The sequence below is a fragment of the Micromonospora sp. FIMYZ51 genome (assembly GCF_038246755.1).
Classification (GTDB): Bacteria; Actinomycetota; Actinomycetes; order Mycobacteriales; family Micromonosporaceae; genus Micromonospora.
Genome location: NZ_CP134706.1, coordinates 2,012,813 through 2,032,208, shown reverse-complemented (window position 1 = coordinate 2,032,208; position 19,396 = coordinate 2,012,813). Strand labels below are relative to the sequence as shown.

General features: G+C 67.9%; 38 protein-coding genes. 37 read left to right on the top strand and 1 reads right to left on the bottom strand.

What is annotated here, in order from left to right; genetic code table 11:
• Positions 1 to 20: 20 nt before the first annotated feature.
• The 6 genes from QQG74_RS09865 (at position 21) to QQG74_RS09840 (ending at position 3,803) form a co-directional block, all read left to right on the top strand.
• Positions 21 to 293 (top strand): hypothetical protein, encoded by a 273-nt coding sequence (locus tag QQG74_RS09865; RefSeq protein ID WP_341719985.1) that lies wholly within the window; start codon positions 21 to 23, stop codon positions 291 to 293.
• Positions 293 to 832 carry a helix-turn-helix transcriptional regulator gene (locus tag QQG74_RS09860; RefSeq protein WP_341719984.1) on the top strand — a complete coding sequence of 180 codons (540 nt, stop codon included), beginning with the start codon at positions 293 to 295 and terminating at the stop codon, positions 830 to 832. Before QQG74_RS09865 ends, QQG74_RS09860 begins: the two co-directional genes overlap by 1 nt.
• Positions 829 to 1,944: a DNA polymerase III subunit beta gene (dnaN, locus tag QQG74_RS09855; protein ID WP_341719983.1), complete on the top strand. Its 1,116-nt coding sequence runs from the start codon at positions 829 to 831 to the stop codon at positions 1,942 to 1,944. The genes QQG74_RS09860 and dnaN overlap by 4 nt, the downstream gene beginning before the upstream one ends.
• Positions 1,941 to 2,864 carry a helix-turn-helix transcriptional regulator gene (locus tag QQG74_RS09850; RefSeq protein ID WP_341719982.1) on the top strand — a complete coding sequence of 308 codons (924 nt, stop codon included), beginning with the start codon at positions 1,941 to 1,943 and terminating at the stop codon, positions 2,862 to 2,864. Before dnaN ends, QQG74_RS09850 begins: the two co-directional genes overlap by 4 nt.
• Before the next feature lies 1 nt (position 2,865).
• Positions 2,866 to 3,501, top strand: coding sequence for a WhiB family transcriptional regulator (locus QQG74_RS09845; RefSeq protein ID WP_341719981.1), 636 nt, complete (start codon positions 2,866 to 2,868; stop codon positions 3,499 to 3,501).
• Positions 3,502 to 3,593: 92 nt separating this feature from the next.
• The gene (locus QQG74_RS09840) at positions 3,594 to 3,803 is read left to right on the top strand and encodes a hypothetical protein (RefSeq protein ID WP_341719980.1); all 210 of its coding nucleotides are present in this window, start codon (positions 3,594 to 3,596) and stop codon (positions 3,801 to 3,803) included.
• A 166-nt stretch (positions 3,804 to 3,969) separates the two neighbouring features.
• On the opposite strand, the gene QQG74_RS09835 is transcribed toward QQG74_RS09840, so the two are convergent.
• Positions 3,970 to 4,194, bottom strand: a complete 225-nt coding sequence (locus QQG74_RS09835) for a type II toxin-antitoxin system prevent-host-death family antitoxin (protein WP_341719979.1) — start codon at positions 4,192 to 4,194, stop codon at positions 3,970 to 3,972.
• A 162-nt stretch (positions 4,195 to 4,356) separates the two neighbouring features.
• Here QQG74_RS09835 and QQG74_RS09830 point away from each other — a divergent pair, with 162 nt between their 5' ends.
• The 31 genes from QQG74_RS09830 to QQG74_RS09680 all read left to right on the top strand — a co-directional run bounded on the left by QQG74_RS09830 (position 4,357) and on the right by QQG74_RS09680 (position 19,396).
• Positions 4,357 to 5,679 (top strand): helix-turn-helix domain-containing protein, encoded by a 1,323-nt coding sequence (locus tag QQG74_RS09830; RefSeq protein WP_341719978.1) that lies wholly within the window; start codon positions 4,357 to 4,359, stop codon positions 5,677 to 5,679.
• Entirely contained in the window at positions 5,679 to 7,022 is a 1,344-nt protein-coding gene (locus tag QQG74_RS09825; protein WP_341719977.1) for a replicative DNA helicase, read from the top strand. The genes QQG74_RS09830 and QQG74_RS09825 overlap by 1 nt, the downstream gene beginning before the upstream one ends.
• 15 nt (positions 7,023 to 7,037) lie before the next feature.
• Positions 7,038 to 7,334 (top strand): hypothetical protein, encoded by a 297-nt coding sequence (locus tag QQG74_RS09820; RefSeq protein WP_341719976.1) that lies wholly within the window; start codon positions 7,038 to 7,040, stop codon positions 7,332 to 7,334.
• Positions 7,331 to 7,513 (top strand): hypothetical protein, encoded by a 183-nt coding sequence (locus QQG74_RS09815; protein WP_341719975.1) that lies wholly within the window; start codon positions 7,331 to 7,333, stop codon positions 7,511 to 7,513. Before QQG74_RS09820 ends, QQG74_RS09815 begins: the two co-directional genes overlap by 4 nt.
• Positions 7,510 to 7,773, top strand: a complete 264-nt coding sequence (locus QQG74_RS09810; protein WP_341719974.1) for a hypothetical protein — start codon at positions 7,510 to 7,512, stop codon at positions 7,771 to 7,773. The genes QQG74_RS09815 and QQG74_RS09810 overlap by 4 nt, the downstream gene beginning before the upstream one ends.
• Before the next feature lie 67 nt (positions 7,774 to 7,840).
• The gene (locus QQG74_RS09805; protein WP_341719973.1) at positions 7,841 to 8,002 is read left to right on the top strand and encodes a hypothetical protein; all 162 of its coding nucleotides are present in this window, start codon (positions 7,841 to 7,843) and stop codon (positions 8,000 to 8,002) included.
• Positions 7,999 to 8,343 (top strand): helix-turn-helix transcriptional regulator, encoded by a 345-nt coding sequence (locus QQG74_RS09800; protein ID WP_341719972.1) that lies wholly within the window; start codon positions 7,999 to 8,001, stop codon positions 8,341 to 8,343. Before QQG74_RS09805 ends, QQG74_RS09800 begins: the two co-directional genes overlap by 4 nt.
• Positions 8,340 to 8,672 carry a hypothetical protein gene (locus QQG74_RS09795; protein WP_341719971.1) on the top strand — a complete coding sequence of 111 codons (333 nt, stop codon included), beginning with the start codon at positions 8,340 to 8,342 and terminating at the stop codon, positions 8,670 to 8,672. Before QQG74_RS09800 ends, QQG74_RS09795 begins: the two co-directional genes overlap by 4 nt.
• Before the next feature lie 211 nt (positions 8,673 to 8,883).
• A complete protein-coding gene (locus QQG74_RS09790) occupies positions 8,884 to 9,156 on the top strand; it encodes a hypothetical protein (RefSeq protein ID WP_341719970.1) in 273 nt (90 codons plus the stop codon).
• Positions 9,153 to 9,587, top strand: coding sequence for a hypothetical protein (locus QQG74_RS09785; protein ID WP_341719969.1), 435 nt, complete (start codon positions 9,153 to 9,155; stop codon positions 9,585 to 9,587). The genes QQG74_RS09790 and QQG74_RS09785 overlap by 4 nt, the downstream gene beginning before the upstream one ends.
• Entirely contained in the window at positions 9,584 to 10,489 is a 906-nt protein-coding gene (locus QQG74_RS09780; protein ID WP_341719968.1) for a hypothetical protein, read from the top strand. The genes QQG74_RS09785 and QQG74_RS09780 overlap by 4 nt, the downstream gene beginning before the upstream one ends.
• Before the next feature lie 20 nt (positions 10,490 to 10,509).
• The gene (locus tag QQG74_RS09775) at positions 10,510 to 11,145 is read left to right on the top strand and encodes a hypothetical protein (protein WP_341719967.1); all 636 of its coding nucleotides are present in this window, start codon (positions 10,510 to 10,512) and stop codon (positions 11,143 to 11,145) included.
• 11 nt (positions 11,146 to 11,156) lie between these two features.
• Positions 11,157 to 11,474, top strand: coding sequence for a hypothetical protein (locus QQG74_RS09770; protein ID WP_341719966.1), 318 nt, complete (start codon positions 11,157 to 11,159; stop codon positions 11,472 to 11,474).
• A 415-nt stretch (positions 11,475 to 11,889) separates the two neighbouring features.
• Complete coding sequence (locus QQG74_RS09765) at positions 11,890 to 12,324, top strand: hypothetical protein (protein ID WP_341719965.1); 435 nt, start codon at positions 11,890 to 11,892, stop codon at positions 12,322 to 12,324.
• On the top strand, positions 12,321 to 12,488 hold the full coding sequence (locus QQG74_RS09760; protein ID WP_341719964.1) for a hypothetical protein: 168 nt from the start codon (positions 12,321 to 12,323) through the stop codon (positions 12,486 to 12,488). Before QQG74_RS09765 ends, QQG74_RS09760 begins: the two co-directional genes overlap by 4 nt.
• Complete coding sequence (locus QQG74_RS09755; protein WP_341719963.1) at positions 12,485 to 12,619, top strand: hypothetical protein; 135 nt, start codon at positions 12,485 to 12,487, stop codon at positions 12,617 to 12,619. The genes QQG74_RS09760 and QQG74_RS09755 overlap by 4 nt, the downstream gene beginning before the upstream one ends.
• A 281-nt stretch (positions 12,620 to 12,900) precedes the next feature.
• On the top strand, positions 12,901 to 13,095 hold the full coding sequence (locus tag QQG74_RS09750; RefSeq protein ID WP_341719962.1) for a hypothetical protein: 195 nt from the start codon (positions 12,901 to 12,903) through the stop codon (positions 13,093 to 13,095).
• Positions 13,092 to 13,364: a hypothetical protein gene (locus tag QQG74_RS09745; RefSeq protein ID WP_341719961.1), complete on the top strand. Its 273-nt coding sequence runs from the start codon at positions 13,092 to 13,094 to the stop codon at positions 13,362 to 13,364. Before QQG74_RS09750 ends, QQG74_RS09745 begins: the two co-directional genes overlap by 4 nt.
• Positions 13,361 to 13,702: a DUF6221 family protein gene (locus QQG74_RS09740; RefSeq protein WP_341719960.1), complete on the top strand. Its 342-nt coding sequence runs from the start codon at positions 13,361 to 13,363 to the stop codon at positions 13,700 to 13,702. Before QQG74_RS09745 ends, QQG74_RS09740 begins: the two co-directional genes overlap by 4 nt.
• Positions 13,699 to 14,004 carry a hypothetical protein gene (locus QQG74_RS09735; protein WP_341719959.1) on the top strand — a complete coding sequence of 102 codons (306 nt, stop codon included), beginning with the start codon at positions 13,699 to 13,701 and terminating at the stop codon, positions 14,002 to 14,004. Before QQG74_RS09740 ends, QQG74_RS09735 begins: the two co-directional genes overlap by 4 nt.
• Positions 14,001 to 14,318, top strand: coding sequence for a hypothetical protein (locus QQG74_RS09730; RefSeq protein WP_341719958.1), 318 nt, complete (start codon positions 14,001 to 14,003; stop codon positions 14,316 to 14,318). The genes QQG74_RS09735 and QQG74_RS09730 overlap by 4 nt, the downstream gene beginning before the upstream one ends.
• A complete protein-coding gene (locus tag QQG74_RS09725; protein ID WP_341719957.1) occupies positions 14,315 to 14,593 on the top strand; it encodes a hypothetical protein in 279 nt (92 codons plus the stop codon). Before QQG74_RS09730 ends, QQG74_RS09725 begins: the two co-directional genes overlap by 4 nt.
• 143 nt (positions 14,594 to 14,736) lie before the next feature.
• Entirely contained in the window at positions 14,737 to 15,567 is an 831-nt protein-coding gene (locus QQG74_RS09720; protein WP_341719956.1) for a hypothetical protein, read from the top strand.
• Positions 15,568 to 15,695: 128 nt separating this feature from the next.
• Complete coding sequence (locus tag QQG74_RS09715) at positions 15,696 to 15,950, top strand: hypothetical protein (protein WP_341719955.1); 255 nt, start codon at positions 15,696 to 15,698, stop codon at positions 15,948 to 15,950.
• A 2-nt stretch (positions 15,951 to 15,952) separates the two neighbouring features.
• Positions 15,953 to 16,126, top strand: coding sequence for a hypothetical protein (locus tag QQG74_RS09710; protein WP_341719954.1), 174 nt, complete (start codon positions 15,953 to 15,955; stop codon positions 16,124 to 16,126).
• The gene (locus QQG74_RS09705) at positions 16,123 to 16,425 is read left to right on the top strand and encodes a hypothetical protein (RefSeq protein WP_341719953.1); all 303 of its coding nucleotides are present in this window, start codon (positions 16,123 to 16,125) and stop codon (positions 16,423 to 16,425) included. The genes QQG74_RS09710 and QQG74_RS09705 overlap by 4 nt, the downstream gene beginning before the upstream one ends.
• On the top strand, positions 16,422 to 16,646 hold the full coding sequence (locus tag QQG74_RS09700) for a hypothetical protein (protein ID WP_341719952.1): 225 nt from the start codon (positions 16,422 to 16,424) through the stop codon (positions 16,644 to 16,646). Before QQG74_RS09705 ends, QQG74_RS09700 begins: the two co-directional genes overlap by 4 nt.
• A 102-nt stretch (positions 16,647 to 16,748) precedes the next feature.
• The gene (locus QQG74_RS09695; RefSeq protein ID WP_341719951.1) at positions 16,749 to 17,387 is read left to right on the top strand and encodes a hypothetical protein; all 639 of its coding nucleotides are present in this window, start codon (positions 16,749 to 16,751) and stop codon (positions 17,385 to 17,387) included.
• Positions 17,384 to 17,569: a hypothetical protein gene (locus QQG74_RS09690; RefSeq protein ID WP_341719950.1), complete on the top strand. Its 186-nt coding sequence runs from the start codon at positions 17,384 to 17,386 to the stop codon at positions 17,567 to 17,569. Before QQG74_RS09695 ends, QQG74_RS09690 begins: the two co-directional genes overlap by 4 nt.
• A 19-nt stretch (positions 17,570 to 17,588) precedes the next feature.
• Positions 17,589 to 19,100 (top strand): phage terminase large subunit, encoded by a 1,512-nt coding sequence (terL, locus tag QQG74_RS09685; protein ID WP_341719949.1) that lies wholly within the window; start codon positions 17,589 to 17,591, stop codon positions 19,098 to 19,100.
• 11 nt (positions 19,101 to 19,111) lie between these two features.
• A complete protein-coding gene (locus QQG74_RS09680) occupies positions 19,112 to 19,396 on the top strand; it encodes a hypothetical protein (RefSeq protein WP_341719948.1) in 285 nt (94 codons plus the stop codon).

The following is a 19,396-nucleotide window of genomic DNA, read 5'->3' as shown; positions in this document are numbered from 1 at the left end:
ACACCCCCAGGAACAGGAACATGGCCGACCACCGCACCTACCAGCGCATCTACGACGCCATCATCGAAGGCCGCATCAGCCGCGACCCCGCCACCTACGAATACGTCGACAGCGCCGGACGGCTTCGTGTCCTCGACCTCGCCATCTACGAGATGGCAGACCAGCAATGGCTGCGCCTCGACCTCGACGGCAGCATCAGCATCACCGACAAGGGGCGAGTCAAGTGGGAAGGATCGGCCGCGTCTGACCGGATGGTCCTCCCCACGTTCAGCGACAGCGGGCAGGTGGCGTGATGCGCGTCATCCCCGACCTGCACCCCGACGACACCCGCAACCGCGACCACATCGCCACCTGGCTACGGCGCATCCGCGAAGGCCGACACATCTCGCAGCCGCAAGCCGCCGACCGGTACGGCTGCACCGAATTCGCGTTCTCCCACATGGAGCTACGTCGCTCCTGGCACGTGACCACCGTCCAACACTGGGCACGCGTCTACGACTACCGACTACAGCTCACCCCGCTTGGTCTGACCGTGCCCGACGACGGGGATCCGCTCGCCGCCATGTACGAGCACACCAGCCCGGCGACCGCAGAAGCCGAAGACCGACTTGATCTGCGGATCTACGTCAACAACCTGGCCCGTATCCGCCGCGCCGCCGGGCTCACGTTGGCGGCGCTCGGTGAGCGCATGGGTTGCACGGAGCCGGCGGTTCATCGCCGGGAAGCAAACCCTGACCGGGTTTTGGTGTCGACGCTGCAACGGCACACACGCGCTCTCGGCGGGGTGCTCGACCTGTCTCTTGTCCCCGTGTTCGAAGGAGCCGCCGTATGAAGGTCACCGTTGAGCGCGATGCGTTCGCCGAAGCCGTGCTCGCCGCATCCAAAGCCGTCGCCGGCAAACCCCACATCCCGGTGCTGGGTGGGCTGCTGATCCGCACCGCCGACGACGGCGTGACCGTGTCCGGTTTCGACTACGAGGTGTCGCACGAGTCGTGGGCGCGCGGCACCGTCACCGACCCCGGCACTGCCCTCGTGTCGGGTCGTCTGTTGGCCAGCATCGTCAAGGCGCTCCCCGGCAAGCCCGTCGAACTCGCGTCCGTCGGCGCACACCTGGAACTCGTGTGCGGTGCCGCCCGATTCACCCTGCCGACGATGCCGGTGGAGGACTATCCGACCCTGCCGGCCCTGCCGGAGGCGATCGGCACAGTGGACGCGGCCGAGTTTGTTGCCGCCATCAACCGGGCCGCTGTCGCCGCCTCCCGCGACGAGACGCTGCCGATGATGACCGGCGTCCGGGTCGAATTCCGTGCCGGCACGGTCGATCTGCTGGCCACCGACCGGTACCGGTTGACCCACATCACGATCCCGTTCGCCGGGGCCAGCGACGACCTGTCGGTGGACCTACTCATTCCCGCCCAGGTGTTGGTGGAGGCCGCGAAGACGTGGACCGGTTCCACGATCGAGGTGTCGGCCGCGTCGGGCGGTGACGGACTGGTCGGGTTCGCGGACGGGCGCCGCAAGACGACGTCGCGTCTGCTGGACGGCGGCAACTATCCGCCCGTCCGATCGCTGTTCCCGTCTACCGCCAACGCCACGGCGATCGTGTCGACCGGCCAGCTGATCGAGGTCGTCAAGCGGGTCGCCCTGGTCGCCGAACGCACCACACCGGTACTGCTCACGTTCGCCCCCGACTCGCCGCTGATCGTGGAGGCGGGCGGCACGGAGGAGGCGCGGGCGTCCGAGTCGATGGACATCGGCAGCTACGACGGCTCGCCGCTGACCGTCGGTTTCAACCCGCAGTACCTGCTCGACGGGCTCACCACCGTCGGCGGTGACGCGCAGATCGCCATGGTCGACGCGTTCAAACCGGCTGTGATCTCCCCGGCCGGGCAGACCGACAACGCCCACCGCTACTTGATCATGCCGATCCGGGTGTCCAAATGACCACCACCAGCCTGCCCCGGCCGCGCGTCCACACCTGCCAGCGGCACCGCCGATACCAAGCAGGCTGCCCCGGCTGCCAACAACGCACCGCCGAATCCGCCCGCAACCGCACCCGCCTCGCCGCCTACAGCCAATGGGACCGGGCCCTCATCGACACCACACCCGCCCGCAACCACATCACCCAACTACAGCGGCACGGCATGAGCCGCCGCGCCATCGCCGACGCCGCCGGTGTCTCCCCGTCCGGTATCGACGCCATCGCCAACGGCCAACGAGCCCGAGCAGCCCAGTTCACAGTCGACGCCATCTGCGGTGTCCGGCCCCGCCACACCACCCCCACCCGGCGCGTACCAGCCCACGGCGCCACCCGACGGCTACAGGCGCTCACCCTCGCGGGCTGGCCCACCGGCATGTTGGCCGACCGGCTCGACACCACCGTGCCGCACGTGCAGCGGTGGCGGTGCGGCACCTTCCGGCAAGTCACGGTCAACAACCATCTGGCGGTCGCCCAGTTGGCTGATCTGCTCGCCGGACGGCAGGGGCCGTGTTGGAACGCCCGCCGGCATGCGCGGCGCCGACGGTGGGCGACCGTCGCCGACTGGGGTGGCCGCATCGATGACCCGCAGGCGCAGCCGGAGCCGATGCTGCTGCCCGATGACCTGGTCGACATGTTTGTGGTGGCGGAGGCTGCGGCCGGTCGTGTGCCGGTGTCTCGTCTCACGCCCGCCGAACTGCCGCACCTGTATCTGCTGTGGTGCCAGCACGAGGTTGCGGCCGGTCGCACACCCGGCCAGAAGCCGTTCGCTCGCACGTTCGGGGTGACGGAGTGGCAGGCCCGGCAGATCGCCCACCGGGCCGCCCAGCTCGACACCAAACCCAACCACTCAGACCCGTGCCGTATCAGCGGAAAGGTGGCCTGACATGGCGAGCACGGCCACCCTTCCCAGCCGCCGCACCGCCACACTCCCCTGCTCCATCGACCCCGAAAAGTGGTACGACCAAGACCAGGAACAGGCCGCCAAAGCCGACTGCGGCGCATGCCCCGCCCGCGAAACCTGCCTACTGCTCGCCCTGCGCACCGACGAGCCGTGGGGTGTGTGGGGTGGCTTCACCACCGTCGAACGGGCACGCATCGCCGCCGGCAGCATCCCCCGCCCCTGCCGCCACTGCCATCTGCCGTGTGTGCCTCGCCGCGCCCAGCACGCCTCCTGTGACCGTTGCGCCGACGAACACGCCAGCCGCAACCGGGTTGAGGACGTGGATGCCGTCTCACAGTTGGCGGCTGCCGGGCAGACCGACCCTGACATTGCGGCCCGGCTGGGCTGGAAGGTGTGGCAGGTGAAGGAGTTTCGTAAGAAGCACAGCATCGTCTCGCGGTGGCCGAACGGTGGCGGATGCCGTAAGCAGCCTGCCGACCTTGCGCCGTGCGGTACGAACGCCGCGTATCGGCGGCATAAGCGTCGGGGGGAGCCGGTGGATGAGGCGTGTTTGGTGGCGGAGCGGCGGAAGGCTGCCGCGTATTACCGCAGCAGTAAGGCGAAGACGCGGCGGCAGTGACCGTCTGACCTGCGTAAACGAGGCGCGGTTCCGCCTTCCGGTGGGCCGCGCCTCGACCCGTTCCCCACCACCCATAGATCGAGGTGAACGCCATGGCTGCGACCGCGACACTTCCCCACCGGCCCGACATCGACACGGGGGCTGGCGACGTCGACCACCACTACATCCACTGCGACCCCGACACCGCGTTGTGTGGTGTCGACCTGACCGGGGTGCCGGAGGGTCCGGAGCGGGGCCGGGTGTGTCCGCTGTGTGTGTTGGTGGTTGACGGGTTTGCGCCGTGTCCGGGGTGCGGGCTGTGAGCGCGCCGAAAGTGTGCCCCACACCGCGCAAGATCCGGTTCAGGGATCGGGTTGCCGCCGCCCTGGCAGCCACTCGGACGGCGGCGAAGGCTCGGCGGCGGTCGCGTTGATGGGTAGCGCGAAAGCCCGACGCTGCGGGGGCGCCGGGCGTGCGGGTTGCCGGCGATCAGGTTTCGGCGTTGTCCTTGCTCGGCGGCGGCACGGTCTCAAACCCCAACGGATCCTCGCCGATCGCCTCGGTCGCGCGCTGGTACCAGTCGACATCCACGAGTACCGCCACGGGCACCCCGTGGCGAGTGAAGATGGTGTGAATGCCGCGCTGGACGTCGGCCACGCGCTCTCTGAGCCGCAGTCGCAGCTCCTGGATCCCCATCATCACACGTCGCGCCACACCCAGATCGTACGGCCTTCTGTAACTCGCAACGCACAGGCTGCGGGGCTTGCTCGTTACCACGGACACCCTGTCACCTACCCTGCTACTAGTTCTGTAACTTTTACTGTAGTGTCGTAGTGGCACATGAGCAACTAATGGAGGCATGCCTGTGACCAAAAAGTGGGAGGGGGATGCGTGGGCGTGAAGCTCGTCAACGAGGTGCTGGACCACGCACCCGCCGACTGGACGCAGGCCGAGCGGCTGTTCATCGCCGTGCTCGCCGAGAAGGCCCGCGACAACACGCGCCGCGCGTGGCCGGGCCAGGCGACGATCATGCGGCGTACCGGGTTGAAGGCCGACAGCATCACCCGCTTGTGCCACCGCCTGGCCGCCAAGGGCTGGGAGTTGCGCGAGCAGTTGGGGGTGGACCGGAAGGGTAAGCCGGTGTTCGCCTACCGGGGCAAGGCGGCGGTGTACGCGATTCCGGCGATGTGTCCTCTCGGCGACCACGATCCGGACCGCTGCTTCCCCACAAAAGCCCGGACGGTGGTCCGGCCTTTCTCTGATGACAAGACGCCCGAGGGTGAGCCGGACACGGACGAAAGCCCGGACGAGGGTCCGGCCATAGACGAAGAAAGCCCGGACGAGGGTCCGGCCTTCGACCCGCCCGCACCCGAGGAAAGCCCGGACGGTGGTCCGGGCATTAGCGAGAAAGGCCGGACGGTGGTCCGGGAAAGCCCGGACGGTGGTCCGGCCCTAACCGTCATAGAACCCTCAAACTTCAACCCTCAAACCCCGACGACGGCCAACCCTCCGATCCCCAAGCCGCGAACCACCGACGACGTCATCGCCTGGTCCGTCGCTAACAACCCGTCACCGGCCCGCACCGCCACCAACCCGCCGCACGTCGGCCGACAGAAGCCGCTGTTCGCCAAAACCGACGTGAAGATCAGCGACCGGGAACAGGTCATCCTCGACTGGCTGCGGGAGAACGACTACCCCGAAGCCACCCCCGCCGATGCCAAGGCCGTCGACAAGAAGGCCCGCAAGATGTGGCCCGGCAAGAACGTCGGCTATCTGCGCGGGGTCGCCGCCAACAGCGGCTTCGAGAACCTGTACCGCAAGGTCCGCGAGGAACGCGCCGAGAAGGTCGCCGACCAGATCCGGCACCTGGAAGCCACCAAACCGGCCTGCGCCCACGGCACCCCCGCCGGCAACGAACCCCACCCCACCCACGGCACCATGCTGTGCCCCCAATGCCGGGCCGGCATCCCCCCGAAGCCCGACGAACCCACCACCCCCGCCCCTGTAGCTGCCGCCATTGATGCGTTCCGGCGCGAATACGGCGGCTACCTCGCCACCTACGACCTGATCATCGTCACGCAGCAGATCGCCGCCCTACATGCCGCAGGCGCCACCGAACAGCAACTCGTGACCGTCGCGGCCACCGCAGCCAAAACCGGCGCCGGCGTTCTCGCCGCCGCAGCACGGAAGGACTCCTAGTGCACACCGAAACCCAGCCAGCACAGCAGCGCGGGGACCGTGCCCCCTCCTACGACACCAGCGCCGAACAGGTGGTCATCGGGATCCTGCTGTCCGACCCGAACGCACCCCGCGCTGTGGAAGCGCTACTCACCGACGAAGACTTCTACAGCCCGAAACACGCCGAACTGTTCCGCACGATCATGCAGGCGGCATCCGACGGCACCCCCACCGAGCCGATCGCCATCGCGGCGGTACTCGCCGACCGGGGCGACCTCGAACGGCTCGGCGGCGCCCTCTACCTCAACGAGTGCGTGTCGAAAGTGCCGCTGGCCGCCCAACTCGGCTGGTACGCCAACCGCATCACCGTATGCGCGCAGCGACGCGCGTACGAGCAGACCGGCGTGCAGTTGGTCAACGCCGCCACCTCACCCAGCCGGGATGTGGACGACCTGGCGGCGCTCGCCCATTCGCTGCTTGAGAAGGCGCAGCCCCGCAACCGCCAGTTGAAGATGACCGACCTGGGGTCGCTCATCAACCCCGGCCTGGATGAGATCGAGGCTCGCGGGAAGCGTCCGCCGGGCATCAGCACCGGCTACCACGACGTGGATCAGATGCTGGGCGGCCTGCGACCGAAGCAACTCGCCACCGTGGCGGGTGCGACCAGCATGGGCAAGAGCGTCGCCCTGATCGACATGGCCCGCCACATCGCGATCAGGCTGCGGCTCAACGCCGCCTACTTCACCTTCGAAATGTCGAACGGTGACGTGTTCGACCGGGTCCTGTCCGCCGAGTCGGGGGTTCCGTTCCGGCTCATCCGCGACGGGCAGTTGGAGGAACGGGACTGGCAGCGGGTAGCCAGCAAGATCGGGCCGATGTCGAATGCGCCGCTGTTCCTGACCGACAAAGCCCCGATGACGGTGGCGAACATCAAGGACCACTGCAAGCGGCAGCAGGACGGCCCCGGCCTCGACGTGGTGTTCGTGGACCACATGCATTTGGTGTCGCCGTCCAACCCAAGGATTGTGGACCGCACCGCGATCATGGCTGATGTCAGCCCCGCGTTGAAGCTGCTCGCCATGGAGTTGGACGTGCCGGTGGTGGCCGCCGCCCAGCTCAACCGTGGCCCGTCTGCCCGCCCGGACAAGTTGCCGGAGTTGACCGACCTTAAAGGTTCGTCATCGATCGAGCAGGACTCCGACGTGGTGATTCTGCTGCACCGGCCCGACTACTACGACCACGATTCGCCCCGCCGTGGCGAGGTGGACTTCATTTTCGGCAAGAACCGCAACGGAGAGAAGGGCGTGGTCACGCTGGCCGCCCAACTGCACCTGTCCCGGTTCGTTGACATGGCCATTGCCTGAGAGGGGCGAGCCGACATGACTGTTTCGTTCGAGATCGCGGGCGAGCACCGCGACAAGTGGCCGCCGTTCGCCGACGGATGCGAAACGTGCCTGCGGTCCGGGTTCACCGGCACGGTGGTGCCGCACGCCACGGTCACGCAGGGAGACACGCTGATGGCGTTCTACCACCACGCCCGATGTGGTCGACGCTGGTTCACCTCGTGGGGTGCGGCATGGGACTGGACGTGGCAGCGGATCGGCCCCAGCGGCACCCCGATGGTCGCCGGCCGCCGCGAGCTTCGCGCTCTGCCCGGACCGGGGCGGTCGGCGTGACGGGGATGGACGAGTCGCCGACCGGCGCCGCGACGGACGCTGGCGTGCCGGAGCCGCGCCGGCTTGAACCGGACGAGCTGCACTGCTGCCGCCGCTGCGGGCGCGAGGCGTGCCGCTGCCCGTCGCTGGAAGACGCACCGTACGGCAGCCTGCCCGGTGAGCCGGGGTACGTGCCGTGACCTACGACGACGATGAGCGGTACGGGCGTGCCGGCAATCAGCCGCCGCCAAAGATGACCCGCGACGAGTGGCGCGACTACTGGCAGCGTGCGCTGGACGACCCGGACCGGATTTGGCCGGAGGACGTTCTCAGCGAGGACGAGTGGAATCGGGGCTGGTTCGACCGGCAGGTGATCCTGGGCCGGCTGCGGCCGGAGGACCGGGCCACTGTCTGGCGGGAGCTTGGCGGCGACCTCGAAGGGCCGTCCGGTGGAGTGTGACTACTGCGGCCTTGCGACGGGTGCTGTTGCCCGGTGGGAGGTGTCGTCGGGTTGGCCGGGTGAGGGCATGACCCGCTACGTGTGCACGGCGCACAGGCCGGCTGCGGTCGCTTTGGTGGCGATGGTCGGGCCGGTGCAGGTGATGGAAACAAACACCGAGTATTGGCGGCGGCAGGCGCAGGTTGTGGTGTTGCCGCCCAGGATCGACCCAGTCGGGGAGGCGGCATGACCGGGCCAGTAGCTGACCGTCTGCGTGCCGTACAGCGCGCGGACCCGGATTTGGCTGGTGTCGCCTACCGGCATCCGCGCCGCCAAGCGACCGTGCACGACGGGCCGCCACCCGCCCGGCGGGCAGGCAGACGCCGCCTGGAACTTCTGCCCGAACGTGCACGGCCGGAGGTGCTGCGGCGGTGGCGTATCCGGCAGCGGCTCACACAGACGCAGGTGGCCGGATTGTTGCAGGTGCCGCCGGGTCGGGTGGCGCGGTGGGAGCGCGGCGAGGACGTGATGCCGGTGGAGATGCTGGCCCGCCTGGGTGTGGACGCAGGATGGATGGAGGCAGGCAAATGAGCGAGAAGCCGTACACCGACGCCGACGTGGAGATCGCCGTCAAGGCCATGTGGCGCGTCGGCGCACCCTGCGACGGGAGCTTCACCCGGGCCGAGGTCGCCCGCGTCGTGCTGGACGCGCTGACCGCCAACGGCTGGCGGCGGGTCGACCAGTCGGCGGTGGTGGTCGACCGGGACGACTTGCGGGTTGTGCTCGACCAGCGGGTGCAGCACAGCCACGAACGGCCGGGCCGGTGGGATGCGGACGGGCGCGCGTGTGTGGAGTGCGCGGCGCGGACCCAGCTGACTGCCGCCCTGGGCGACACCGACCGGACGGAACCCAGCCGGTGACCGCTCCGAACTGCGACGGGCTATGCGTGTACGCCGCCGACATCGGTGTTCCCGGCTACGGGGTGGCATACCCGCATCCGGGCTGCCCGGCGCATGACCCGGATGCGGTGTGCGAGTGCGGGCAGCCTGATCGGTGCCTGTCGCCTATCCACGGGCAGGTTTCGATGGGTGAGGCGTTGACTGTCCGGCACGCCCAGGCGGAGGGGTGGCGGTGAGCGCGGTGGGGAACGCGGGCACCCGCATGGTTGCTGCTCTCGAAGCGGCCGGGTTCACGGTTGTTGGCGGGCGGGCCGGAATGTATGTGCGTCTCGCCTGGCCTGACGCCCACCCTCGGGCGAACACGCTGGCGGTGCCGGTGGGTGACGGGTTTGCCGACTTCGAGGATTCGCTTGCCGATGTGGTGGCCGAGTTGGAGTACGTGGCCGGTCGGGGTGAGGCGGCCCGGCGGGCACTGGACCTACACCGGACGGAGACGCAGCCATGACCGACGCGCCTGTTGCCCTCGACCTGCTGCGCCGGCAACTCGCCGCTCTGCTCTCCCAGATCGACACCGTGTCCCTACCCGCCCCAGACAAGCTGAACAGTCGACGCGACGACCACCCCGGTCAGGAGTGGAGGCCGGCGAAAGGCTGGCGGGCGTTCACCGTCGAGGACGGGGAGAGCGCCGGCATGGTTTACCTGGATCACGCCTGCGATGACCTCGCCTACCGGTGGGGTGTGCCCGGCGATTGGGAAGCCCTGCGCGTTGAGGATGCCCGCCGTATCGGGTTGGCGTTGCTGGCTGCTGCCGCGCGGGCGGAGGAGTTGCTGGCGGGGGTGACCCGCATGGATGCGTTCCGCCGTTCGGAAAGCCCTGCCGAGGATGTGCCCGTCGCCGGTGAGGTGCGCGAGTTGAAGGCGAGGAGGCGGAAGTGATCGACGTTGACCCCGACCGTTGGCTGCCCAGTCGTGACTACGCCATCAGCGGCAAACCGAAAGTCGGCAACCGTGTGGCGTGGCGGTACGCCATCTGGCTGGTGGTGGACGAACACATCACCGACGAAGCCAACTGGACCGAGCAGGAAGCCGCCTACCTCGCCCGCATAGCACCACAACACCGCGCCCACAGCCTGCCGCGCACCATCGTGTTGCAGCACGAATGCGGCCCCAACCTGAGCGGTGTTCCCGACGGCCGGCAGGTGCATCTGCACCTCGACCCGTGGTCGGGTGTCATGTCGCTGGTCGCCGTCCGCTACCAGACGTGCTCCTGCCACGGGCATCCGTGGCCGTGCATCGAGTACGACCGTGACTGCATGATTGCCAGCCAGTCACGGAAGACGGCACGGTTGCTGGCCGGGGCGAAGCCGGGCGTGTGCGCCTACTGTTTGGAGCCGGTCACTGGACGGCAAAAGACGGTGACGTTCCCGGAGCCGTCGCTGCTGGTGCCGGGCGCCCCAGGCCCGACGTTCCATGCTGGCCGTTCGGACTGCTGGCGTGGTGCCCGCGACTACGAGACGGAGCACCGTCTGGCCGCCTATCCGGAGGCGACACGCCTCGCCTCATGCCCCGGTGACGTGTTCATCCACTGCATCGGCCAGACGGTGGAGTGCACTGCCGGTCCGGGCTGCACCGGTCTACACGGCCCGTTCCGGGTCCGTCCGGGTGACGGGGGGACGTGCGCGACTCGCGTCCGCAGCGTTAAAGACTTGGGCCACTATGCGCGCCCGTTGTCGGACTGCGGCTACCGGGATCACGGTTCGTCATGTTTGGGGGCGGAGACGGGTCCGTGTGAGCCGCTGCCGCCGGGCGTTTCTGACCTGTTCGGGCGTCCGCAGTGACCGCCCCGGTGTGGTCGCAGGTGATGGTGACCGGGCATCGCCCGCAGGACATCCCCGACGACACCCACGGTTGGGTGCGCGGCGAACTGGCCCGGGTCGCCGTCAAGCTGCGCGACGGGTACGGCATGACCACCGGCATCACCGGCATGGCGCTCGGCTCCGACATGTGGTGGGCCGATGCCCTCCACCGGGCGGGGGTGCCGTTTGTGGCGCACATTCCGTTCCCGCAGCAGCCCGGCCCGTGGGCGAGACGTGCACCGGAGGCAGTGGCCGAGTGGTGCCGTCTGCGCAACCTCGCAGCGTCCGAGGTCGTGTACGGGGATCTCGCCGGGCTGGCCGAGCACGCCCGCAAGCGGGTAGTCGTTTCGCTCCTGCACAAGCGCAACGACGGGATGCTGCGCACCGCCAACGCTGTGGTGGGGGTGTGGCGTCCAGACAAGCGGGACGGCGGCACCTACTCGGCGTTGACGAAAGCCCACCGCCTGGGCCTGCCCGTCATCCACATCAACCCGCTCGCCCGGACCGTCACGGTGCCGTCTGCGGCCCGCCTCGCCGAACTGCTGTATCCCGGCAAGCCTGCCCCACTGTTTGGCCCGCCTTTGGGGCAGCCGACAGCCGATCACTCACCCCAAACCCTGACCCAAACCAACCACTGAGGAGGCAACCCATGAGCATCAAGTTCCGCAAGAAGCCCATTGAGGTCGAGGCTATGCAGCTGATCGATGATCTCGGCAACCACATGACCGTCGCCAACTGGGTCAAGGAGAACGGCGGCGAGGTGTTCGTTCCACCCCTCGCTCCCTGCCTGTACATCGAGACGCTGGAAGGCCGGATGCGTGCCGACATTGGCGACTACGTGATTCGGGGCGTCAAGGGCGAGTTCTACCCCTGCAAGGGTGATATATTTGAGGCCACTTACGAGAGGGTGGCCGCAGATGGTAGCGGAGTTTCGGTGTCCGAAGTGCGGAGAGACGAAGCCTCGTGAAGACTTCTATGGCGTTCGCAAGCGCTCCGGCTGGTGCAAGCCCTGCACACGAGTCCGGACGGCGGCCTACTACGCCGCCAACAAGGAAAAGCAGAAGGCTGCGCACCGAGAGTGGGTCAAGGCCAACCGGGAGCGCGTCGCGGCACACAAGGCCAAGTCGGCGTACGGAATCCCGCTCGATGAGTACGAGCAGCTCATGCGCGAGGGAAAGTGCGCAATCTGTGGAAATACAGAACGCCTCCGCATCGACCACTGCCATGCCTCAACCCGCGTACGTGGAGTTCTCTGCGATTCATGCAATAAGGGCCTGGGGTTCTTCCGGGATGACCCGGCGCGGCTTCGGGCGGCCATTCGCTACCTCGGGCGGGAGTAGCAAGCCGGACATCTTCGAGGAGACGTACGAGCGGGTAACGTCGTGACCGACACGACCAGCACCACCGACAACTACACCGCTGAGGCACTGTCTGCCCGCTGGACTGCCGTCTACAGCCCGCTGCTGGACTCGTGGGCGGTCTCCATCAACGGCCGGGAGCCGGGCGACGGCGGCAGGATGGCCGCCGTTCTGGTGATGTCCCGCGAACTGGCGGAGCACATCGCCGCACTCCACAACGCCCACCTCGACGGGCGTATCCTGCCCGGCGGCACCGAAACCGTTGAGCGCTTCGGCTACCGCATCACCATCGACGGCGAGTTGGTGGCCGAAACACCAGCCCTCCGCGCCCAAGCCGAAGCGCTGGTGGAGTTGCATCGCGAGAAGCGGGCCGCGAACTGCGGTTGGCGTGGTGACGCGGTGCTGGTGCGCCGCTGGCAGCACACGACCCCCTTTGAGCCGGTGGAGGGTCAGCCGTGACTGCCCCGTCTCTGGCTGAAGTTGTGTCGGCGGCCCGCGTACTGCTGGACGCCCTGCGCTGGCAGCCCGGCCAGACACCCGACGTGGTGGACGCCCGCACGCGGGTGGAGCAGGTCATCGACCGCCACGACCGCGCGCAGCCGCCCGCGAAGGACCGCCCATGATCCCCGAATCCCGCGAGGTGCACGACCACGGCAGCCGCCAGTTCGACCGCGCCGACCGGCGGCTAGGACGCGCCGAACTGGTGGTCCTCGCCGTGGTGCTCGCCCTGGTCGCCGTGCTGATCGCCGCCTGATGACCACGCCGCTGCTGCCGGGCCCACCTGCCCGCCGCTGCCGATGCTGCCGCCGGCTGATCCGAGTCGGCCCGGTCATCGACGGCTACGGCATCGAGTGTGCTCGGCGGCGCGGCCTCATCCCGCCGGCCGTATCCAAGCCGGACAGTGCCCCGCAAGACGGACCCGACCTGCTCGGTTGGCGGACGGAATCCGCGCCCCAAAACGACGATCAGATAACGGATCCCGACGATTCATCACATGCCCTGAACAGGTAGAATATTCACGGGAGGTGCGATTTGGTGACCGGCCGAAACAAGCGACGTGGCCGCCGCTCCGTGCATCTCCTCATCGCCTGGACCGCCGTCGACCGCATCGAGCAAACCGCCCGCGATGAAGACGTGGTCGACCGGGACGGCAAGCCGAACCGGTCGGAGATGATGCGGATCATGCTGGCGTACGCGGACCGGCACAGGCCGAAAGGATGGCGCCCATGACCCATCAGTGGCAGACCGACACCAGCGGGCGGCCGGACAACTTCGTCATGGACTCAGGTGACGCGAGCGGACGAACCCACAACGGCCCCCGCTGCACCGTGTGCGGATTCACTTTCTGCGAACACTGCTGGCCGGAAGGATGGCAGCAAACCTGTCCCGGCCCGCCGCCTGAGGGCATGGAGTACGACTGGATTGGCTGCGGCACCACCCGCGAACCGGAAGTGCCGGAGCTGACGCCGGTCATCGACGTTGGAGGCCCGCGCTCGTGACCCACGAACTGGTGCCGTGGCTCGCCGAGCAGATCGACGCCGCCGAAACCCGCACCCGCAAGCTGCTCACCGAAGCGCAACGCAACGATCTTGCGGTGAAAGACCCGCGACTACTCGGCCGATACATCCCCGGCTGGCACGACTGGCCCGACGTCGAACGGGTCTGCCGCGACCGGCTTGCCGACCTTGATGCCAAACGGCGAATCCTCGGGCTGGTCACCGACTGCGGCCCAAGCTGGCAGGACGGCTACACCGAGGCGTACCGGGACGTTGTGCGGCTGCTCGCTGCCGCGTTCGCAGGCGAGTCCGGCTACCGCACCGAATGGGGGCCGCAGTGACCGAAGACCAGCGCAACTCGTTCGGTGTGGAGGCCGACCGAGACGGCCAACTCTATCTCCGCCACTACATGCCCGAAGGTGCAAAAGCCACCGACCCGTGGTGCGACTGGGAAACCAGCATCCGCGACTGCACCACCCTGCCGGAACTGGATCGGCTCGCCGCCGCCCACCTGACAGAAGACCACCGGGTCATTCTCGACGGGGAGCACACCGTCATGCGAGCGACCACCGACGTATACCCCACCATGGCTGTTCACCACGGCGTCCATGTGCAGTCGATCACCGCCGAGGAGGCACAGTGACCGGCTGGATTGAACGCGGCTGGACTGACCGCGACGGCAACAACTGGGTGACCACCGCCGACGGTGCCCGCATGCTTGGCCCGAGCCCGTTCCTGTCCGCCAAGCGTGAAGACACAGCGACCGACCCTCGATGCTGGTGGTGCGGCATCGAACCCGACGCGGTGATCGAAGACTGGCAGCTCGGCAAACCACACCCCGACCTGATCTACAACTGGCCGTCCGGCGACCACCAGCACGCCGTCACACCACCCAGCCCGCAGGAACTCGCCGCCGACGGACACGACACCTTGCGACGCATCATGGAGGCGCAATGACCGCGAACGACGGCATGACTCCCGTGGCCGCTTGGCTGGCCGAGCAAGGCATCGACCCGAGCACCGTCCCAGTGGGCGCCCAGGCCAAAATTCAGCCAGGCGCACCAGGGCGGCCCGCCCGTTTGACGGTCGACTGCTTCATCGGCTGCACCGACACCGGCCAGCCCGCCCCCGGCAGCCTCACCCCCGTGACAGTCAACGTGGTCAGCGCCGCCCCCTGGTGGACCCCGGAAGAGGTGACGTGGTACATGCCGCCAGCACCTACGCAGGATTGAACACGATGATCGCGTGCCCGCACTAACACGAGACGGCGGCCCGACCCCTCCCCGGACCGGACCGCCGCCCACCTCCACCCCTCGCCCACCAAGGTCAGGGTGTCCCCACCAGCGTAACCAGCACCGACCGGGGGGACCACATCATGCACGACACCACCGACACCGACTGCACGTTGTGTCCGACGTTTCGAGGCAACGCCGAACCGCGCCGCCCCGACCGGCCGCCAGTGTGCGAAGGCTGCCGACTGCGTCTCAGCCGGCTCATCGGCGAACTTCACGACCTGCACGAGCGGCTAGCCAACCCCGACCCGACTGAGGCCGACCAGCGCCGCTACCGCCGCTACGACACCCAAGGCCGCGCCCAAACCGTCTGGGCCGACCCCCTCGCCACCATCGGCGGCAGCGGCCCCATCCCAAGCAAACCCGACCAGCCCCACGTGTCCGGCACCCCCAGCAAGTCCACCCCCGCCAACCTGGATCACGTCGACCTCACCAACGAGGCCCGCATCCCCAACCCCACCCCCCAAGCCCGGCAGCACCCGTGGGATCAGATCGGGCACCTGTCCGTCGCCACCCGCCTGTACGAACTCGCCCGCGACTGGCGCGACACCCTGTGGCCCGGCCACCACCTACCCGTACCCACCGTGCCCGAGCTGACGATGTGGCTGCGGGCAGGGCACACCCCCGAATACGCCGGCAACCGCATCGACGCAGCCTGCACCGAGCATCCCGGCATCGCCGACATCGCTGCTGAACTCCACCAGTTGCGCGGCACCCTCCGTGCGGCACTCGGCGAAACCGAACCCCGGCCCCGCCACTGGCTCGGCGTCACCTGCCCCCACTGCCGCGAAATCTCCACTATCAGCCAACAAGCCGGCGACGACTACGCCGAATGCTCCGAATGCGGACGCATGTACACCGCCGACCAGATGGCTGAACTCGTCCACCAACAAGCCGCCGCCGTAAACGCCTAGACCCCCGGTGTTGCCGAAGATCCACCGATGTGTCATCCTTCGCGCAGGGGACACGTGTCTCCGCAGGCCAACGAACGCCCCGAACCCACCACGGTTCGGGGCGTTCGCCATTTCCTGGGGAGGTGCCAGTGAACCGCAGCGCCTACGTCACCCGCGCCCACGCCGCAGCGGCAGCCGGCGTAGCACCCCGCACCCTCGAAGGCTGGCGACGCCGAGGCTGGGAAACCACCGACGGCGAACGGCGGGAACTCACCACCCGGCCAAGCCGCAGCCACGCCGGCCACGTCGAATACCTCCTCGGAGACGTACTCGACGCCGCCCGCGACACCAAAGCCAACCCGCGCAACCCCGGCCGGCAAACCCGCATCCTCGTAACCGCATAGCCGTGGCCTCCGACGACATCCACGTCACGCCGGTCGCCGACCTCATCGACCATGACACGGCGGGCGACTGCCCCTGCGGGCCGCAGATTGAACGTGTCGTGCGCGACGACGGCAGCGACGGGTGGCTACACATCCATCACTCACTCGACGGGCGCGAGCAGAAGGAGCGGCAGTGAACATCTACAGCCGCCACACCACCGTCGGCATGCCCGACACCCAGCATGAGCAGTGTCTCGCCTGGCTGCGCAGCCTCGGCCTCAATCCCGAAAACTTCGGCGTTCCCTTCGCCATCGGCTACCAGCCCGACGGATGGTACCTGCACCTCTCAGAAGTCCAGTACGACGAAGACGGCAACACCGTCATCGACCACGCCAAAGGCCAGGTCGCCACTCGGCCCCGCGTCGTGCGGATCCCGCCCGACGTGGAGTGGCCCGCATGGCTAGACCCGACGAAGGAAGAGAACGCCCCCGCATGAGCGCCGACCCGCACCGCATACCCCTGTCCAAGGTGCTCGACTTCCTCCGCGACCTCGGCCTCGATCCCGTCGACCCGGTCACCCTCCAAACAGTGCACATCAGCAACCGGGGTGTCGAAGTCGTCCGGGCACGCCTCAACGAACACGGCGACAAGTACCGGGTCGGCGACGACGAACTCGCCACCGAAACCGTCACCATCGCACTCGACCCCGACACCTAACACCGACGCACAGTCACGGTGCATCGACACCCGTTAGCGCAGACCCGGCAGAACACCAACCGGCAGTCACGCAGAGTCCACCCCAAGGGCAGGTGACTGGTCATGGCAACCGCAGATCAGCCCACCGAACATGGCAAATCCAAATGCGGCGGCAAACGACGCGGCGAGGGTGCAGGCAAACTCTGCACCCGCCCTGCCGGATGGGGCACCGAACACCCCGGGACAGGCCGATGCAAGATGCACGGCGGCTCCACCAAGTCTCATACGGTTGCCGGACAGAAAGCCCTTGCCGAGAAGGCAGTGGCAACGTTCGGGCTTCCCCGTGAGATTGACCCCCGTGACGCCCTGCTCGAAGAGGTACACCGCACCGCCGGTGCCGTTGCTTGGCTGCACGAGCAGGTTCAGGCGCTGCGGGCCGAAGACGTCGTGTGGGGTGTCACCGAAGAGGTGACGAAAGACGCGGGCGAGTTTCCCGGCGTCGACACCACCCGCGCTGCCAAAGTCAACGTGTGGGTAGAGCTGTACGCCCGAGAGCGCACGCATCTCGTTCGAGTGTGCAAAGAGGCGATCGGCGCTGGCCTGGAAGAACGACGTGTGCGGCTCGCCGAGCAGCAGGGGGCGATGCTCGCCGGAGTCATCAAAGCCATCCTCGGGGATCTGGACTTGTCGCCTGAGCAGCAGGCCACGGCAGCGAAGGTGGTTCCGTTCCGGCTGCGTTCCGTGTCGACAGGTGCAGCGTGAGCGAGATGCAGCCGTGGCGTGCGCCGGGATGCGAGTTCGTGATTCCCGATGCGCGGGCGAAGGCTCGGGTGCGGGCACGGCTCCTTGCTGCCGTCGCCGACTGGTATGCCACCGGCTGGTACGCCAAGGGCGGTGTCATCACGCCGCCGCAGGCGACACCGCCGGCTGCCGATTCTGGCTAGGTGTGACCGGGAGGACGACATGGCGGGCTCACTGTTCGCCCCGACCGTCGACCCGTTCGAGGCCGCCGCGCGGTTCTTCGAGCCGACACCTGAGCGTGAATGCCCCTGGGCGACGCCCGGTGAGATGGCGTTGGAACTGGACCCGAAGACGGTCCAAACTCCGGCGCTGAACATGATCGACCAGGCGCTGGTGGATGTGGCCGAGGGCCGCTGCAAGCGACTCATGCTCGCCATGCCCCCTCAGGAGGGAAAGAGCCAGAGAACGTCCCGGCGGTTCCCGCTGTGGATGCTGGTCCGCAACCCCGACCTGCGGATCGCGATCGTGTCGAACAGTCACGGCCTCGCCCGGCGGTGGGGTCGGAACATCCGCGACGACATCGCCGAGCACAGCGGCAAACTGAACCTGACGGTCAATCCGGCATCGTCGGCAGCCGACGAGTGGGAAATCCTCGGCCACCAGGGCGGCGTCTTCTGTGTCGGCATCGCCGGCAGCTTGACGGGTCGTCCCGTTGACCTGCTGATCATCGATGATCCGTACAAGAACAGCGAGCAAGCCGACTCGAAGGCATGGAAAGAAACGGTCCAAGAGTTCTGGACCGAGGTCGCGATCCCCCGTCTCGGCAACAACGTCGCCGTGGTGATCATTCAGACGCGGTGGCGGAACGATGACCTGTCCGGCTGGCTGCAAGAGCGCGACGACGGCGTGGACTGGCGGGTCCTGAACATTCCTGCCCAGGCTGATCACGATCCGAACAAGGGTGAGACGGATCCGCTGGGCCGCGAGCCTGGCGAGTTCATGATTTCGGCGCGCGGCCGGTCGCGGACGGACTGGGAGCAGCGGAAGCGTGAGGCTGGTTCCCGGTCGTGGAATGCGCTGTTTCAGGGGCGTCCAACGCCGGCTGAGGGCAACATTTTCCAGCGGGAGTGGTGGCAGTCGTACGGCAACCCGCAGTGGGCCGAGCGGGAGGACGGTTCCCGTCTGGCGCTCGGCTTCGATGAGTTGATCGCCTCCTGGGATATGACGTTCAAGAACACCGAGGGCACCGACTACGTGTGCGGCCAGGTGTGGGGCCGGCGTGGCGCTGAGGCGTACCTGCTCGATCAGGTGCACCGGCGGATGACGTTCGTGGAAACGTTGCAGGCGGTGCGAGCACTGTCGGCACGCTGGCCTCAAGCCACAGCCAAACTGGTGGAAGACAAGGCCAACGGCACGGCGGTCATCAACTTTCTGCGCCGCACCGTGCCAGGGCTGATCCCTGTCGAGCCGGACGGGTCGAAGACTGCGCGTGCTGCTGCCGTGTCGCCGCTGGTGGAAGCCAAGAACGTGTTTCTGCCCGCGCCGGAGATCGCCCCGTGGGTTGATGACCTGATCGAAGAGGCGGCCGGGTTCCCGAACGCCGCCCACGACGACCGGGTGGACGCAATGTCGCAGGCCCTGAACCGGCTACTGATCAACCCGCTGTTCGTGGATGACGAGTTGTTCGAGGACGAAGACCAGGCCGACGCCGAAGGTTCGATCTCACTCTATTAGCGGGAGGCTTCATGCGTACCGCCGAGCTTGACCCTTTCAAGGTTCACATCGCCGCACCGCCTGTCGGGCTGGTGCAGCGTTGCGCGGCCTGCCAGCTCGTGTTGATGGACAACACGGCGTGGGTCGAGGGCCGCGTTGCGGTGATAGAGGGCGACGATGCCGGCCCGTCGTGGTGGCCGGTCGGTGAGCGGATTGCCACCGACAAGACCGAGGCGCGGCAGCCGTCCATCACTTACGTGGTTGCGGCGGGCCGCACGCTGGACGACGACGAACAGCCGTGCGCTGGTTCGAACTGA